This is a genomic window from Bradyrhizobium sp. Leo114, assembly GCF_055229415.2.
In genome coordinates, this window is the sequence record NZ_JBUYEN020000047.1 from 39,278 (window position 1) to 53,782 (window position 14,505).

A 14,505-nucleotide genomic window follows, 5' to 3' on the forward strand; every position below is an offset into this window, starting at 1 on the left:
CGCAGTCTCATTCATTTGTCATAGTTAAAACGTGGCGTGTGCTGGAACCGGCGCGCCGAGATGCAATTGAACGAGATGTTTATCGACGAGATATTGGAAGAGGATCCCGCATGCGAACGCCGCGCGTTGCCTTGGGTTATGTAATCCTGATCGGCTCCGGACTACTCGTGCAAAACCCGGCATTCTCCGAAGAGTATCGCGGAACCTGGGAACAGCAGATGGCCTGCACGCCCGACGTCTGGCGGCTCTGCAGCGATCAAATTCCTGATGCCAACCGGATCACCGCATGTTTGCGGCAGAACACGCCGCAGCTCTCCCATGATTGCCGTGCGGTATTCGAATCCAGCGCGAGCGCCCAGCAGCCGCCTTCACGTGTGCCGCCACAAGCCACTCCGCGTGCACGGGGAGCGCCACCGCCGGTGCAGCAGCATCAGTCGGCGCCGTCGAGACGTTACGACGAATAGGCCGACACTTCTTCCTGCGGCCGATGCTCGCAGACGTCGACCCATTCGGCCGACGTCAATTCCGCCATCCGTGCTGGCGCGATCCTGACCGCGCTGTGGGTCGAGCCCGCAGCCGGCACGACGATGTCGAAAGCCTTCAGCGACATATCGCAATAGACCGGCAGCGGTGTCCTCAGGCCGAAGGGGCAGACGCCGCCGACTTCGTGCCCGGTGATTTTGGCGACCTCGTGCAGCCCCAGCATCTTCGGCTTGATGCCGAACAGCGCCTTCACCTTCTTGTTGTCCATCCGCGAAGTGCCGCTGGTGACGATCAGCACCACGCGCTCGCCGACCCGCAGCGACAACGTCTTGGCGATGCGCCCCGGCTCGACACCATAGGCTTCCGCCGCCAGCGCAACGGTTGCGGAGCTCTTGGTCGATTCGATCACGGCGACGTCGGGCGCCTTCTCGGCGAAGAAGGCGCGAACGGATTCGAGACTCATATTCTAAGACCTGTGGGAAGACAGCAGCGCGGGAAGGTCGGATAGTGCATGGATGCGATGGTCGGGCACAACGCCGAGCTCGTCCATCTGGGTGCGCAGCGCCTTGAACATCGTGAGCGGTGGCAAGGTCTCGCTTTCGACGCAGGCGAGCGCCATGGCCTGCGGCGTCACCCGCTCGATCCAGGCGACATTCAAGCCGAACGCCTTGGCACCGCAGGCGTCCCACGGATTTGAGGAGATGAACAGGACGTCCGCGGGGGGCACGCCAAGCACGTCTTCGATCAGCGTGTAGGCCTCCGGGCTCGGCTTGAAGACCTTCTTGGTATCGACGCTGATGGTTGCGTCCAGCACGCGGTCGAGCCCGCTGTTGCGCACCAGCGCGTTCAGCATGTCGGGGCTGCCGTTGGAGAGGATCGCAAGTTTCTTGTCTTTCATCGCTTCGAGTGAGGCGAGCGCATCCGGATAGAGATCAAGATGCAGGTATTTGTCGATGATCCTGTCGAATGTTCCGGCATCATATTGCAGGCCGAGGCTACACAGTGTGTAGGCGAGCGAGTCGCGCGTGACGACGGAGAAATCCTGGTAGCGCCGCATCAGCGAGCGCAGCCAGCTATATTCGAGCTGCTTGATCCGCCAGATCTGCGTAATGATCTCGCCATAGCCGGGAAACGCATCCTCGGTCACTTCTGCGACCGATTGGACGTCATAAAGCGTGCCATAGGCATCGAAGACGACGGCTTTGATGGTCATTGTCACTTCTCTTGCCCGCCGATCGTCGCATACAGGAATTTGCGGACCGCGTCGACCGATTGATCCCGGGCTGCCTGGTTGAATTCGAGACGATGCCCGAGAAACTGTATCGGCGTTGCGAGGCCCGGAACATCGAAGCCGTGATAGGCGCCGGGATAGACGATGAATTCGATCGGAACGCCGAGGCCCTTCTGGCGCGAGATGCCGTAGTCATCGCGGCCTTCGACAAGGTTGCGGCACTCCTTCGCCAGCGTCCAGTCGTCGAGCTCGCCGATCAGGATCAGCGTCGGCACAGTCATGCTGTCCTTGATGCCGAGGCACGGCGGATAGAATGCAATCGCCGCGTGGAATTTGTCGTTCGATATCCGCTCGATCATGCCGCGCTCGACCGAGGTCAGCGCCAGCAATCCGCCCTGCGAGAAGCCGAGAACCGCGACACGATCGCGATCGACGAAAGGCTGCTGTACGAGGAAGTCCAGCGCCCGATAGGCGTCGAAGACGGTTGCGGGCGGCGGGCCGCCGGTGCAGGTGCTGCTGAGGCCGCGCGGACCAAAGCGGTCCACCGTGAGCGTGACATAGCCCCAGGAGACGATCAGCTTGCCCCAGCGCTGGTCGAGCTGGCGCCAGCCGCCATTGCAGCCATGAAGCAGCACCACGGCCGGCAACGGGCCGGCATCGCGGGGCTGCCGCAGGTAACCTTGCAGGGGCTGGGGGCTCGCCAACGGATTTTCGATCTCGACGAGACGGCCCTCGGGTAGATCAGTCGCGAGGCACGCGGTCGCGCTCGCGGTCAGGAGTGCAGCGACGATGGCAGCGATAGTGGCAGCGACCTTGGCGAGGCTTGGCATCGACCACCTCCCGTTCGCTCGCCTGCCGGCGATCTAGAGCATGATCCGGAAAAGTGGAAACCGGTTTTCCGAAAAGATCATGCTCAAACAAAAGAGATAAGATCATGATCCGATTTCGTCTAATCGGATCATGATCCAAAGATCGCTTATATACCCAAAATCTTCCGCGCGTTGGCCTTCAGCACTTTGGGGCGGATCTCCTCGCGGATGTCGAGCTTGGCGAAATCCGCAAGCCAGCGGTCCGGCGTGATCACCGGCCAGTCCGAGCCGAACAGCATCTTGTCCTGCAGGATCGAGTTGATGTAGCGCACGAGGATCGGCGGGAAATATTTCGGCGACCAGCCGGAGAGGTCGATGTAGACGTTCGGCTTGTGGGTCGCGACCGAGAGCGCCTCTTCCTGCCAGGGGAAGGATGGGTGCGCGAGGATGATCTTCAGGTCGGGGAAGTCGGCGGCGACATCGTCCATGTACATCGGATTGGAATATTTCAGCCGCATCCCCATGCCGCCCGGCATGCCGCTGCCGACGCCGGTCTGTCCGGTGTGGAACAGCGCGATCGCGCCGCCGTCATTGATCGCTTCATAGAGCGGATAGGCCAGGCGGTCGTTCGGATAGAACCCCTGCATGGTCGGGTGGAATTTGAAGCCGCGGACGCCGTAGTCCTCGATCAGCTTCCGCGCCTCGCGCACGCCGAGCTTGCCCTTGTGCGGATCGATGCTGACGAAGGGAATCAGCACATCGAGATTTTCCGAGGCGACTTCCAGCATCTCGTAATTGTTGTAGCGGCGGAAGCCGGTCTCGCGCTCGGCATCAACAGGGAAGATCACGGCCGCGATGTTCTTGGATCGGTAATAGGCCGCGGTTTCCGGCACGGTCGGCGGATGCTTATGCGGCGACTTGAAGTACTCCGCCATCTGCGCCTGGAAATCGTCATAGCCGTCGTCGCCATGCATGCCGCAGGGCTCCTCGGCGTGGGTGTGGATGTCGATCGCGACGACATTGTCGATGTCGGGCAGCTTGAGCTTGGGCATTCTTGGGCGTCCTTGGGGTTCCCGGCGGCTTGTTTGGTTTCCAAAATTGATTATACTATATAACGAATTCCGCAAGGCAGCCAGAAAGCCCGCGGGTTGCAGCCTATTCGGATTGACATTTATGCCACCGATCGCTTAGAACGCGGCCGTCCCGGGCGGCAGAGCCGTTTTTCGGGATGAATCCCATTTTGCCACATTTGGGCAGGTTTTAGGTTCGGGCTTGAGCACGGCCTTTCAACGCATCAGGATTGTCCCATGAAGGTCCGTAACTCGCTGAAATCGCTGCGCGGCCGCCATCGCAACAACCGTCTGGTCCGCCGCAAGGGCCGGGTCTATGTGATCAACAAGGTGCAGCGCCGCTTCAAGGCCCGCCAAGGCTGATCGCGGGTCGTTCCGCCGGCTCGCCCGGACGCAATCGTTTCACACGTCTTTGACGTCGCGCTGCTTTGCAGCGCGACGTTGTGCGTTTAAGCTATGCTGATGGAATTGAGATTCCTCACGCTCATAACCCGCAAGCTTGCGCTCCTGATCGCCGCGATCGTGATTGCGGCGCCGGCGGCAGCGCTTGCCCAGGGCGATCCCCGGGTCATCCCTCCGCCCAAGGAGCAGAAGAAGCTCCCCGAAGCGCCCACCAAGTTGCCGAACGTTGGCGCCGACCGCACCCGCGGACTGGATTTCCTGTTCGGGGCGCTGAAAGCGGCGCCTGATGAGGCCAGCGCGAAGCACGTGGAGGCGCGGATTTGGGCGCAGTGGCTGCAGACGCCGAGCGATACCGCTATGCTTCTGATGGTGCGCGCCAAAGCGGCGATGGACGCCCAGAACGCCGATGTCGCGCTGAAACTGCTCGATGCCGTCATCAAGCTGCGCCCCGACTATATCGAGGGCTGGAACCGGCGCGCGACGCTCTATTACCTGAAGAATGATTATGCGCATGCGCTGGAGGACATCCAGCAGGTCCTGATCCGCGAACCTCGCCATTTCGGCGCGTTGGCCGGCCTTGGCATGATCATGCAGGACCTCGGCGACGACAGGCGCGCGCTGGACGCCTTCCGCAAGGCGCTTGCCATCAATCCGCACCTGGAGAAGGTGCCGGAATTGGTGAAGCAGCTCGGCGAAAAGGTCGAAGGCCGCGATATCTAGTCTCACGGGATTAACCACGACTTCCGGCAGCCGATTGCAGCGCGGAACAATTGCCGCTACCCGGCTTGGTTCACGCTCGAACCCGCCTGGAGCGAAGCCATGAAATCCTTGCTGTTGGCTGGCACGGTGATCGTCGCAACGACCGCCGTCGGTCTTGCCGAAGGGCTCTATTGGGTGGTGGGCAATCGCGCCACCAACACCTGCGACATCGTCACCAGCAACCCGATCGTCGACGGGAACATCTGGTTTGCCGACGGCCCCTACAACTCGGTCGATGACGCCAAGCTCGCGCGCTCCACGATCAGCCAATGCCCAAAGGATCAACCGCCGGCCGACAACCCCAAATAGGGGCTCAAGTGACGGCGCCGGATCGAGCCCTACTTAATGCAGCAGTCTGCCGCTGCGGGTGAACTGGTCGCGCGCCGCTGCCGCATAGAGCTGTTGCAGCTCGGCCTCGAGTTGTTCATTGACCAGCAGCAGCGCCCTCAATGCGCCATGCAGGTCACCATTGCAGCTTGCGACGATCTGGTCGATAGCCGTCTCGCACGGATCGGAACTCATTGATACTCCTCCGAATTTCCTTATGAACTGTTGCTGCGGCGTCCTGTTCCTGTGGATTGCGTGGACAGGCTTGCCGTGTTCCATCTCGATCAAGCCGCGTGTTTTGGCAGAATGCCGGCGAGAATCTACGGAATAGGTAATGACGCTGGTATGAACCCGCTATCCACAGGCTGGACGCATTGTGGAAAACCGGAGGGGCCTGACGATACGACATCGGCATCGCCGGGCGCCGTAATTTCCCCTGCAACAGATCAACCGGGCCTCATTGATGACGATTGTGATCGCGGTGGCGGCGCTGGCGTTGCTGGCCGCAGCCACGCAGCTAGGCGTCGCGCTGGTGCAACGGGCCTTTCCCGCGCAGGGCGTGATGATCGAGGTGACAGGCGATGTGCTGCATGTCCTCGATATCGGCCCGCGCGAGGGGCCCTCGCCACCGATCGTGATGCTGCACGGCGCAAGCTCCAATCTCGAGGTGATGCGCCGCCCGCTCGGCGAGCGCCTCGCCCGAGATCACCGCGTGATCCTGATCGACCGTCCCGGCCATGGCTGGAGCACCCGCGCACGGGCCAGCGACTCCACGCCTGCTATCCAGGGCCGGATGATCTCGGAGGCGCTGACGAAGCTCGGCATCGAGCGGGCGGTCGTGGTCGCGCATTCCTGGAGCGGCGCGCTGGGCCTGAGATTGGCGCTCGATGATCCCGACCGCATAGCCGGCCTCGTGCTGCTCGCGCCGGTCGCCTATCCCTGGAGGGGCGGCGTCGGCAGGTATAACGAACTGATCGCCACGCCTGTGATCGGCCCGCTGTTCGCCTACACGATCACTCTGCCGCTTGGTACCCTGCTCGCCGGCCCGGGCGCGCGCGGTGTATTCCTGCCGCAGACCATGCCGGACGGTTTCGTAAAAGATACCGCGACGCCGCTTTTGCTGCGGCCGCGCGAATTCATCGCCAACGCGCGTGACCTGGTGACGTTGAAGGCAGCGGTGGCCGAGCAGGCGCCGCGCTACGGCATGATCAAGGCGCCCCTCACCATCATCAGCGGCGACGCCGACAAGACGGTGTCGACCGACATCCACTCCCGCCCGCTCGCGGCCGCCGTGCCGCATGCCAAGCTGATCGTGCTGCCGGGCACCGGCCACATGATCCAGAACGCTGCACCTAGCTTGGTGATCCGGGAGATCGAAAAGATGATTAGGAAGCCGCATAGTGCTGCGGCGGGAGGATAGTAGAAACGCTTCACGCGTCGGAAGTGAAGAGGCCGGCTACGGCGCGCCCAAGCGCCGTAGCCGGTCAAGAAGCGTTACTGCTGCTTGATTTTCCCATCCTTGTCGAACTGCGAGAGGAAGGCCCAGAGGTTGTTGGCTTCCGTCTCGTTCTTGATGCCGGCGAATGCCATCTTGGTGCCGGGAATCTTGGCCTTGGGGTCCTTGATGTATTCGAGGAACTGTTCCTTGTTCCAGGTGATGCCGGAGTTCTTGTTGGCGTCCGAATAGTTGTAGTCAGGCGCGGTACCGGAGTGGCGGCCGTCGATGCCATTGAGCTCGGGGCCGACCTTGTTCTTGGCGCCTTCGCCGATCGCATGGCAGGCGAGGCACTTGTTGAACGAGGTCTTGCCGGCGGCAACATCCTGCGCCTGCGCGCCCGACGCAACGAACACTGAGGTGACGACGGCCAGCGCGCTCAAGATCGATGTTTTCATGTGGTGCTCTTTGTTTCTTCCCTGGTAGGTGGGCGGGTCGCTTGTGGCAGGCCTGCCTCGATTGGACAAGTGACGAAACTTTGACAGTGTTCACGACGGCAGGCTTGCCCGAGAGAGAACTTTGATCTGCGGGCGGCAAGTTTCGCCCGGGCTTCCCATTTGGGCCCGGAAATGCTTGATTTTCCCGGATAAACCGATAAAGCGCAAAGCTTGGAGGGACCCGCATGGCCATCATGATGCCGGCTGCCGATCAGGCGGTTCTCAATCGCCGCAGCGAGATCGTTGCTGCATTGCGGGCGATCGTGCCGGGCGAGGGCGTGATCGACAGTGCGGCCGAGATGCTGGCCTACGAATCGGACGGCCTCACGGCCTATCGCCAGCCGCCGATGGTCGTGGTGTTGCCCGATACCACCGAGCAGGTCTCCAAGGTCCTGAAATATTGCCATCAGCGGAGCATCAAGGTGGTGCCGCGTGGCTCCGGCACGTCGCTGTCCGGCGGCGCGCTGCCGCTGGCGGACGGCGTGCTGCTGGGCCTCGGCAAATTCAAGCGCATCCGCGAGATCGATTTCGACAACCGCGTCGTCGTGACGGAGCCAGGCGTCACCAATCTCGCGATCAGCCAGGCGGTGGCGCATGCCGGCTTCTACTATGCGCCCGATCCCTCATCGCAGATCGCCTGCTCGATCGGCGGCAATGTCGCGGAGAATTCCGGCGGCGTGCATTGCCTGAAATACGGCATGACCACCAACAACGTGCTCGGCTGCGAGATCGTGCTGATGAACGGCGAGGTCCTGCGCATCGGCGGCAAGTCGGCGGAGAACGCCGGCTACGACATCATGGGAATCATCACGGGCTCGGAGGGCCTGCTCGGCGTCATCACCGAAATCACCGTGCGCATCCTGCAGAAGCCGGAGACGGCGCGCGCGCTGATGGTCGGTTTTGCCGAAGTCGAGGCCGCCGGCGAATGCGTCGCGCGCATCATCGGCGCCGGCATCATCCCTGGAGGCATGGAGATGATGGACAAGCCGGCGATCCATGCCGCCGAAGCCTTCGTCCATGCCGGCTATCCGCTCGACGTCGAGGCGCTCCTGATCATCGAGCTCGACGGCCCTAGCATCGAGGTCGACGAGTTGATCCGGCGGGTCGAGACCATCGCGCAGGGCTGTGGCTCGGTGACTTGCCAGATCTCCAATTCGGAAGCCGAGCGCAACCTGTTCTGGGCCGGCCGCAAGGCGGCCTTCCCCGCGGTCGGGCGGATCTCGCCCGATTACCTCTGCATGGACGGCACCATCCCACGCGGCGCGCTGCCGAAGGCCTTGGCGCGCATCCGCGAGCTGTCGGAAAAGTACCAGCTTGGCGTTGCCAACGTGTTTCACGCCGGCGACGGCAACCTCCATCCGCTGATTCTCTATGATGCCAACAAGCCCGGGGAGATGGAGCGGGCGGAAGCTTTCGGCGCCGACATCCTGCGCTGCTGCGTCGAGCTCGGCGGCGTGCTCACCGGCGAGCATGGCGTCGGCATCGAGAAGCGCGACCTGATGCCGGAAATGTTTTCCGAGATCGATCTCAACCAGCAGCAGCGCCTGAAATGCGCCTTCGATCCGCAAGGCCTGCTCAACCCCGGCAAGGTGTTTCCGACCCTGCACCGCTGCGCCGAACTCGGCCGCGTGCACGTGCATGGCGGCAAGCTGGCATTTCCGGATATTCCGCGGTTCTAGCCTTTCCTTTTCCCCTTGCAGGAGAAGGTGGCGCGAAGCGCCAGATGAGGGCTTGTTTCCACGGGCGCAGGTGTTCGTGGGGAGAGACCCCTCACCCAAGCGAGCTCGCTGCCGGCAGCGGAGCTGCCCTCTCCCACAAGGGGAGAGGGCGCATCAACTGGCGCCGCGAAGGCGTTCTTCCCTTCTCCCCTTGTGGGAGAAGGTGGCGCGAAGCGCCGGATGAGGGGTTCTCTCGGCGGGCGCAGGTGCTCGTGGGAAGATCCCTCACCCCAGCGAATACGTTGCTCGCGCCGGAGTAGCCCTCTCCCACAAGGGGAGAGGGCGCGGCAATTGGCGCCGCGGCACGCGACTATCGACCATCACAGCAGCGCGTATTGCGTGCGTTCGCGTTTCGCCAATAGCGGCAGCGCTTCGCCGGCGATGTAGGTCTTGAAATGCGCGCTGTCCTGATGCGCCTTGAAGGCGGCCTCGTCGCGGAACAGTTCATAGAACAGGAACTGCGCCGGATTGTCCTTGGCGCGCGAGATCAGGAACAGCTTTGCACCCGCCTCGCGCTGCGCCTCGGGCAGGAAGCGCGACAGGATATCGGCGATCCGGTCGGCCTGGCCTTCCTTCGCCTCCCATTGCGCGACCACCAGCAAGCCGCCGCCCTCGACGGCGTCTTTCACGGTCTTGTCGATTGCATATTGACCCATAGCCATTGCTCCTTTGACTGGGTTGCGTAGAAGCTATTTCCTACATCTCCTGCCGCCGTAGATAATTCGATATCGAGCGAAGGATGTTCGAAATCGCTTCGATGGTGATCGAAATATCTAAGCGGATGGAGGCGCCGGGATCGCGTGCCGAATCGATCGGCGGCGGGCGACTGCGAAAGCGTTATCTTCCACCATCGTGCCCTTGTGTCCGGCATCGATGCCTATAGAAGGGATGGCAAGAACAGCAGCGGTTGCGGTGGAAGGGCAAGGCGGTAGGCGTGGACATCAGGAAGGTACGGGATGCTGCAGACGTCGAGCAGGTGGTCCGGGCGGCGATCGCCGCCGAGCAGCCGCTCGAGATCATCGGCCACGGTTCCAGGCGAGAAATCGGCCATCCGATGGCGACCAATGCGGTGGTCGATCTCGCCGCGCTGAACGCGGTCGTCTCCTATGAGCCGAACGAGCTGATCATCACCGTGCAGGCCGGCGCGCCGCTTGCCGACGTGCAGTCGCTGATCGACGCCAAGAACCAGCAATTCGCCTTCGAGCCGGTCGATACCTCGGTGCTGCTCGGCACCAAAGGGAGCGGCACCATCGGCGGCATGATCGGGGCGGGGCTCGCCGGGCCGCGCCGGATCAAGTCCGGCGGTGTCCGCGACCATCTGCTCGGCGCCCATGCCGTCTCCGGCTTCGGCGACAGCTTCAAGACCGGCGGCAAGGTGGTGAAGAACGTCACCGGCTACGACCTCTGCAAGTTGCTCAGCGGTTCCTGGGGAACGCTGGCGGTGATGACCGAGGTGACGCTGAAGGTGATGCCGAAGCCGGAAGCCGAGCGGACGCTCGTCCTGCGCGGTCTGGACGACGTCACGGCGGGCCGTGCCATGACCGCGGCGCTCGGCTCGCCCTTCGATGTCTCCGGTGCGGCGCATCTGCCCAACTCGGCGTTCCGGCCGACCGTTGCCGCGCTCGCTGCTCTGGGGGCGCCGGAGCAGGCCGTCACGCTGTTGCGGCTCGAGGGGATTGCGGCATCGGCCGCGCACCGTGCGGCCCACCTCGCCAAGACGCTCGCCTCCTACGGCGCGGTCGAGACCATCGAGGACGCCGCCTCCCTCTCGATCTGGAGCGCGCTGCGCGACGTCGCGCCGTTCGCGGCGGCTGGCACGCTCGGCGCCTGGCCGGTATGGCGGATCGTCTGTCCCCCGGCCTCGGGCGGCGCGCTGGGGCAGGCACTGGCACGGGAGACCGGCGCTGATGTGATCTACGATTGGGGCGGCGGGTTGATCTGGGCGGCGGTGCCGCCCAAGGCGGATGCGCAGGCCGCGCAGGTGAGGGGCCGCATCGAGGCTGCCGGCGGCCACGCCACCCTGATCCGCGCATCCGAGGAGGTCCGGCGCGCCGTCGACGTGTTCCATCCGCAGCCGCGCGGGCTCGCCGATCTCAGCGAGCGCGTGCGCCAGAGCTTTGACCCCAAGAACATCCTCAACCGCGGCCGACTGACGCGGGGGAATGCATCATGAAGACCGAATTCTCGCTCGCTCAACTCGCCGATCCCGATATCGCCGAGGCCGACAAGATCCTGCGCGCCTGTGTCCATTGCGGCTTCTGCACCGCGACCTGCCCGACCTATGTGCTGCTCGGCGACGAGCTCGATAGTCCGCGCGGCCGCATCTACCTGATCAAGGAGATGCTGGAGAAGGACAAGCCGCCGACGGCAGAGGTGGTCAAGCATATCGACCGCTGCCTCTCTTGCCTCGCCTGCATGACCACCTGTCCGTCCGGCGTGCATTACATGCATCTCGTCGACCAGGCCCGGGGCAGGATCGAGCGGGACTATCAGAGGCCGTTCACCGAGCGACTGCTGCGCTCCGTGCTCGGCTTCGTGCTGCCGCGACCCGCCGCCTTCCGCACCAGCATGGTGCTCGCCCGCTTGGCTCGTCCGTTCGCGGCGCTATTGCTGACGCCCAAGGCTGACCCCACCCCAAGCCTGCTCCGGCGAATCAAGGCGATGCTGGCGCTGGCGCCATCCAATCTGCCGCCGGCGGGCCCGCCATCGGGAAGCGTGTTTCCGGCGGTTGGGACACGGCGGGGACGGGTCGCGCTGTTGCAGGGGTGTGCCCAGCAGGTGCTCGCGCCGCGCATCAACAAGGCCGCCGTCAACGTACTGACCCGCCACGGCATCGAGGTGGTGCTGGTCAAGGACGAGCAATGCTGCGGCGCGTTGACCCATCACCTCGGACAGGATGGCGATGCGCTCGCGCGCGCCCGGGCCAACATCACGGCATGGGGGAGGGAGGCGGAACAGCGCGGCCTCGACGCCATCCTGGTGACCACGTCAGGCTGCGGCACCGTGATCAAGGACTATGGTTTCATGCTGCGCGAGGACCGCGAATTCGCTGCTCCGGCCGCAAAGGTCTCCGCGCTGGCAAAGGACATCACCGAATATCTGGCCGGCATCGAGCTCGATCCGCCGCGCCTCGAAGACGAGGTCACCATCGCCTATCACTCCGCTTGTTCGCTGCAGCACGGGCAGAAAATCACAGGCCTTCCGAAAGTATTGCTTTCCAAGAATGGATTCGTGGTGAAAGATGTGCCGGAGAGCCATTTGTGTTGCGGTTCGGCGGGGACCTACAACATTCTCCAGCCCGACATTGCGATGAGGTTGCGCGATCGGAAGCTCGCCAACCTCGCGACAATCAAGCCGGACATGATCGCTGCGGGCAATATTGGCTGCATGGTTCAGATTGCCAGCGGTACGTCAGTTCCTGTGGTGCACACGATTGAGCTTCTCGATTGGGCGACAGGAGGTCCTCGGCCAGGGGTGAATTGATCGATTGCCTATCGAGCATGAACCGGACCCGGGGGCCGTGTTGGGGCGATGCGGGTAGCGGTTTTCTCCACGACAGGCGCACGCGTTTGCGCGGAGGCCATGCACGACCAAGGACGGGGCGGGAGGTGCTTCGAACAAGCACGATCCTGATCCGGGCAAGCGGACTATTCGAAGCGCTCGACAGACTGAATCAGCGGCAACAGGAGGATCACGATGGCTAAAGCGAAGAAGGGTAAGAAGGGGAAAAAGGCCAAGAAGGTTAAGAAGGCGGTAGCGGCGAAGAAGTCTGCGAAGAAGGTCGCCAAGAAGGCCGCGAAGAAATCTGCCAAGAAGGCTGCCAAGAAGACCGCGAAGAAGTCGGTAACGAAGGCCGCGAAAAAAGCCGCCAAGAAGGCGGCGCCCAAAAAGGCCGCGCCGAAGAAGGCTGCCAAGAAGAGCGCGGCAAAGAAAGCTGCAGCTCCCAAGCCGGCGGCCCCGGTCGCTGCCCCCACTCCCGCGCCGGAGCCTGAACTCGGTCCGAGCTGGGCTACCCCCAGCCCTTCGGAGAGGTCGGAAGGCTCGGAGGACTCATCCAGTCCGTCCTGACGCAACCAAGCCAAACCTGACGCAAGAGCCGCAGCGCTTTACCGCTGCGGCTCTTTCGTTTTCAGGCGCATGGATCGTAGCGCTACAGGGATGATTCGTCGGACCGTTGCAGAAGAGACTCAGCCCGCCACGGTTGGGCGGCGCGGGCGCACTTCACGAGGAGGGGAAGTCGGTAAAGTTGTTGTGAGATTGCAACACCCGTCAACAACCTCTTTCAAAAGGGGCAGAACGCCTAAAAAGTCGGCACATGCTCGTCTTTTTTGCTTCAACACAAGGGGGGTCGCGTTCCAGATTGGCTGCGGATTTTGGTCGCAGTCGGTGATCGCTCGCCCCGGGGGCCGGAAGAGCTGGACTGTTTTTTGAACGTGTGGGGATCCTTCATGAAGAAACTGGCCTTGTTAGCAACGGCGCTGGCAACGTTCTCAAGCTCGGCAATGGCTGCCGATATGGCGGTGAAGGCCGTCAAGGCGCCGCCGCCGCCCGCGTTCGAACCCTGGGATTTCGCCTTCGGCGCTGCACTGATGAGCGACTACGTGTTCCGCGGCATCACCCAGTCGAACCATAAGCCTTCGGTCGCGGCTTATTTCGAACCGCGCTACAACGTCACCAAGGACCTGCAGCTCTACATCGGCGCCGCCGGTGAGAGCATCTCCTTCCCGAACCGCGCCGCTGCCGAGATCGACATCTACGGCGGTATCCGCCCGACCTTCGGCATCTTCGCCTTCGACTTCGGTGTCTGGGGTTACCTGTATCCGGGCGGCTCGTGCTTCAATTCCGCCGCGCTCCCGGGCTCCGGCATTCCGGGGTCGGACTCGAGCTGCGCCGCCAGCCCGTTCGGCAATTCAGACCCGATCACGGGCGGCCTGCCGATCAACGGCAACTTCGCCAAGAAGAGCGCGAGCTTCTATGAAGGTTACGCCAAGCTCAACATCAACATCAACGACCAGTGGGCGGTTGGCTTCAACGAGTACTACTCGCCGAACTTCCTGAACCTCGGCGCCTGGGGCAACTACGCGTCGGTCACCGCCAAGTGGACCGCGCCCTCGACCATCTTCGGTTCTTCCGGCGTCGGCATGTACATCTCGGGCGAGTTCGGTCGGCAGTGGCTCGGCACCTCCGACTCCTTCTATGGCACCACCGTTGCCAGCCCGCTTGGCGGCGGACCGTTCCCCGGCGGTATCCCGGAGCCGAGCTACAACACCTGGAATATCGGCATCGGCTTCACCTACAAGGTGTTCACGCTCGATCTGCGCTACACCGACACCAACCTCTCGAAGGGTGATTGCAACGCCTTCACCAGCGACTACACCGCCCGCTTCGACGGCAGCTTCACGCCGATCAACCCGGGTGGCTTCAGCTCCAACTGGTGCGGCGCCACGGGTATCGCCAAGCTCTCGGCTGACCTGACCGCGATCTCGAACCTGAAGTAAGTTCCATACACGTGGATCAAGAGGGCGGCGGAGCGATCCGCCGCCCTTTTCATTTAGCGGGGCGGCGCGTGCTGCGCGAGCAGGGCCAACTGCGTCCTGTAGCCTCGTAGCCCGGGTGGAGCGCCAGCGTAACCCGGGACCGCCGGTAGTGGAGTGCCCCCCAAAAGTGAGACACGGGAAATTAGGGACAGTTCTCTAACGGAGAACGTATGCCCAACAAATCTCCCCGTGTTTTCAGCCGAGAGTTCAAGCTCGAAGCGGTCCGCCGCATTCTGG

At 63.1% G+C, this 14,505-nt stretch carries 17 protein-coding genes; 9 read left to right on the forward strand and 8 right to left on the reverse strand.

Translation table 11 applies throughout. The features are described from left to right. The first annotated feature begins 110 nt into the window (after positions 1-110). Positions 111-464 carry a hypothetical protein gene (locus ACZIRK_RS36535; protein ID WP_130226848.1) on the forward strand — a complete coding sequence of 118 codons (354 nt, stop codon included), beginning with the start codon at positions 111-113 and terminating at the stop codon, positions 462-464. Here the strand turns inward: ACZIRK_RS36535 and ACZIRK_RS36540 are convergent. From ACZIRK_RS36540 to ACZIRK_RS36555, 4 genes are all read right to left on the reverse strand, one after another. Then, positions 452-946 carry a YbaK/EbsC family protein gene (locus ACZIRK_RS36540; protein WP_130226847.1) on the reverse strand — a complete coding sequence of 165 codons (495 nt, stop codon included), beginning with the start codon at positions 944-946 and terminating at the stop codon, positions 452-454. The two genes, ACZIRK_RS36535 and ACZIRK_RS36540, sit on opposite strands and share 13 nt — an antisense overlap. Before the next feature lie 3 nt (positions 947-949). Continuing rightward, a complete protein-coding gene (locus ACZIRK_RS36545; protein WP_130226846.1) occupies positions 950-1,696 on the reverse strand; it encodes a haloacid dehalogenase type II in 747 nt (248 codons plus the stop codon). A gap of 2 nt (positions 1,697-1,698) precedes the next feature. Next, positions 1,699-2,544 carry a dienelactone hydrolase family protein gene (locus tag ACZIRK_RS36550; protein WP_130226845.1) on the reverse strand — a complete coding sequence of 282 codons (846 nt, stop codon included), beginning with the start codon at positions 2,542-2,544 and terminating at the stop codon, positions 1,699-1,701. 146 nt (positions 2,545-2,690) lie between these two features. Beyond that, complete coding sequence (locus ACZIRK_RS36555; protein ID WP_028166975.1) at positions 2,691-3,575, reverse strand: amidohydrolase family protein; 885 nt, start codon at positions 3,573-3,575, stop codon at positions 2,691-2,693. A 255-nt stretch (positions 3,576-3,830) separates the two neighbouring features. Between ACZIRK_RS36555 and ykgO the strand changes: the two genes are divergently transcribed. The 3 genes from ykgO (at position 3,831) to ACZIRK_RS36570 (ending at position 5,063) form a co-directional block, all read left to right on the forward strand. Beyond that, positions 3,831-3,956, forward strand: a complete 126-nt coding sequence (ykgO, locus tag ACZIRK_RS36560; protein WP_002718645.1) for a type B 50S ribosomal protein L36 — start codon at positions 3,831-3,833, stop codon at positions 3,954-3,956. A 99-nt stretch (positions 3,957-4,055) separates the two neighbouring features. Further along, on the forward strand, positions 4,056-4,715 hold the full coding sequence (locus ACZIRK_RS36565; RefSeq protein ID WP_130226844.1) for a tetratricopeptide repeat protein: 660 nt from the start codon (positions 4,056-4,058) through the stop codon (positions 4,713-4,715). Between the two features lie 99 nt (positions 4,716-4,814). Beyond that, on the forward strand, positions 4,815-5,063 hold the full coding sequence (locus ACZIRK_RS36570) for a hypothetical protein (protein WP_130226843.1): 249 nt from the start codon (positions 4,815-4,817) through the stop codon (positions 5,061-5,063). 33 nt (positions 5,064-5,096) lie between these two features. Here ACZIRK_RS36570 and ACZIRK_RS36575 read toward each other — a convergent pair whose 3' ends face one another. Next, entirely contained in the window at positions 5,097-5,276 is a 180-nt protein-coding gene (locus ACZIRK_RS36575; RefSeq protein WP_028166972.1) for a hypothetical protein, read from the reverse strand. 268 nt (positions 5,277-5,544) lie between these two features. Here ACZIRK_RS36575 and ACZIRK_RS36580 point away from each other — a divergent pair, with 268 nt between their 5' ends. Next, the gene (locus ACZIRK_RS36580) at positions 5,545-6,501 is read left to right on the forward strand and encodes an alpha/beta fold hydrolase (RefSeq protein ID WP_130226842.1); all 957 of its coding nucleotides are present in this window, start codon (positions 5,545-5,547) and stop codon (positions 6,499-6,501) included. A gap of 74 nt (positions 6,502-6,575) precedes the next feature. On the opposite strand, the gene cycA is transcribed toward ACZIRK_RS36580, so the two are convergent. Next, positions 6,576-6,974: a cytochrome c-550 CycA gene (cycA, locus tag ACZIRK_RS36585; protein ID WP_028166970.1), complete on the reverse strand. Its 399-nt coding sequence runs from the start codon at positions 6,972-6,974 to the stop codon at positions 6,576-6,578. Positions 6,975-7,198: 224 nt separating this feature from the next. Between cycA and ACZIRK_RS36590 the strand changes: the two genes are divergently transcribed. After that, the gene (locus ACZIRK_RS36590; protein ID WP_130226841.1) at positions 7,199-8,692 is read left to right on the forward strand and encodes an FAD-linked oxidase C-terminal domain-containing protein; all 1,494 of its coding nucleotides are present in this window, start codon (positions 7,199-7,201) and stop codon (positions 8,690-8,692) included. Between the two features lie 359 nt (positions 8,693-9,051). Here ACZIRK_RS36590 and ACZIRK_RS36595 read toward each other — a convergent pair whose 3' ends face one another. After that, entirely contained in the window at positions 9,052-9,387 is a 336-nt protein-coding gene (locus ACZIRK_RS36595) for a putative quinol monooxygenase (protein WP_028166968.1), read from the reverse strand. 278 nt (positions 9,388-9,665) lie between these two features. On the opposite strand from ACZIRK_RS36595, the gene ACZIRK_RS36600 reads away from it, so the two are divergent. Both ACZIRK_RS36600 and glcF read left to right on the forward strand, forming a co-directional pair. After that, positions 9,666-10,904, forward strand: coding sequence for an FAD-binding protein (locus ACZIRK_RS36600; RefSeq protein ID WP_130226840.1), 1,239 nt, complete (start codon positions 9,666-9,668; stop codon positions 10,902-10,904). Continuing rightward, positions 10,901-12,214, forward strand: coding sequence for a glycolate oxidase subunit GlcF (glcF, locus tag ACZIRK_RS36605; protein ID WP_130226839.1), 1,314 nt, complete (start codon positions 10,901-10,903; stop codon positions 12,212-12,214). The genes ACZIRK_RS36600 and glcF overlap by 4 nt, the downstream gene beginning before the upstream one ends. A gap of 164 nt (positions 12,215-12,378) precedes the next feature. Here glcF and ACZIRK_RS36610 read toward each other — a convergent pair whose 3' ends face one another. Next, positions 12,379-12,804, reverse strand: coding sequence for a hypothetical protein (locus tag ACZIRK_RS36610; protein ID WP_165435288.1), 426 nt, complete (start codon positions 12,802-12,804; stop codon positions 12,379-12,381). A gap of 375 nt (positions 12,805-13,179) precedes the next feature. On the opposite strand from ACZIRK_RS36610, the gene ACZIRK_RS36615 reads away from it, so the two are divergent. Then, positions 13,180-14,229: a TorF family putative porin gene (locus ACZIRK_RS36615; RefSeq protein WP_130226837.1), complete on the forward strand. Its 1,050-nt coding sequence runs from the start codon at positions 13,180-13,182 to the stop codon at positions 14,227-14,229. The last annotated feature ends 276 nt before the right edge of the window (positions 14,230-14,505 follow it).

Bases quoted from the DNA above. Each gene is read 5' to 3' on its own strand.
- ACZIRK_RS36570 (WP_130226843.1), top strand. From the start codon at position 4,815: ATGAAATCCTTGCTGTTGGCTGGCACGGTGATCGTCGCAACGACCGCC.
- ACZIRK_RS36575 (WP_028166972.1), bottom strand. From the start codon at position 5,276: ATGAGTTCCGATCCGTGCGAGACGGCTATCGACCAGATCGTCGCAAGC.
- ACZIRK_RS36590 (WP_130226841.1), top strand. From the start codon at position 7,199: ATGGCCATCATGATGCCGGCTGCCGATCAGGCGGTTCTCAATCGCCGC.
- ACZIRK_RS36545 (WP_130226846.1), bottom strand. From the start codon at position 1,696: ATGACCATCAAAGCCGTCGTCTTCGATGCCTATGGCACGCTTTATGAC.
- glcF (WP_130226839.1), top strand. From the start codon at position 10,901: ATGAAGACCGAATTCTCGCTCGCTCAACTCGCCGATCCCGATATCGCC.
- ACZIRK_RS36540 (WP_130226847.1), bottom strand. From the start codon at position 946: ATGAGTCTCGAATCCGTTCGCGCCTTCTTCGCCGAGAAGGCGCCCGAC.
- ACZIRK_RS36565 (WP_130226844.1), top strand. From the start codon at position 4,056: ATGGAATTGAGATTCCTCACGCTCATAACCCGCAAGCTTGCGCTCCTG.
- ACZIRK_RS36550 (WP_130226845.1), bottom strand. From the start codon at position 2,544: ATGCCAAGCCTCGCCAAGGTCGCTGCCACTATCGCTGCCATCGTCGCT.
- ACZIRK_RS36615 (WP_130226837.1), top strand. From the start codon at position 13,180: ATGAAGAAACTGGCCTTGTTAGCAACGGCGCTGGCAACGTTCTCAAGC.
- ACZIRK_RS36580 (WP_130226842.1), top strand. From the start codon at position 5,545: ATGACGATTGTGATCGCGGTGGCGGCGCTGGCGTTGCTGGCCGCAGCC.
- cycA (WP_028166970.1), bottom strand. From the start codon at position 6,974: ATGAAAACATCGATCTTGAGCGCGCTGGCCGTCGTCACCTCAGTGTTC.
- ACZIRK_RS36535 (WP_130226848.1), top strand. From the start codon at position 111: ATGCGAACGCCGCGCGTTGCCTTGGGTTATGTAATCCTGATCGGCTCC.
- ACZIRK_RS36555 (WP_028166975.1), bottom strand. From the start codon at position 3,575: ATGCCCAAGCTCAAGCTGCCCGACATCGACAATGTCGTCGCGATCGAC.
- ACZIRK_RS36595 (WP_028166968.1), bottom strand. From the start codon at position 9,387: ATGGGTCAATATGCAATCGACAAGACCGTGAAAGACGCCGTCGAGGGC.
- ykgO (WP_002718645.1), top strand. From the start codon at position 3,831: ATGAAGGTCCGTAACTCGCTGAAATCGCTGCGCGGCCGCCATCGCAAC.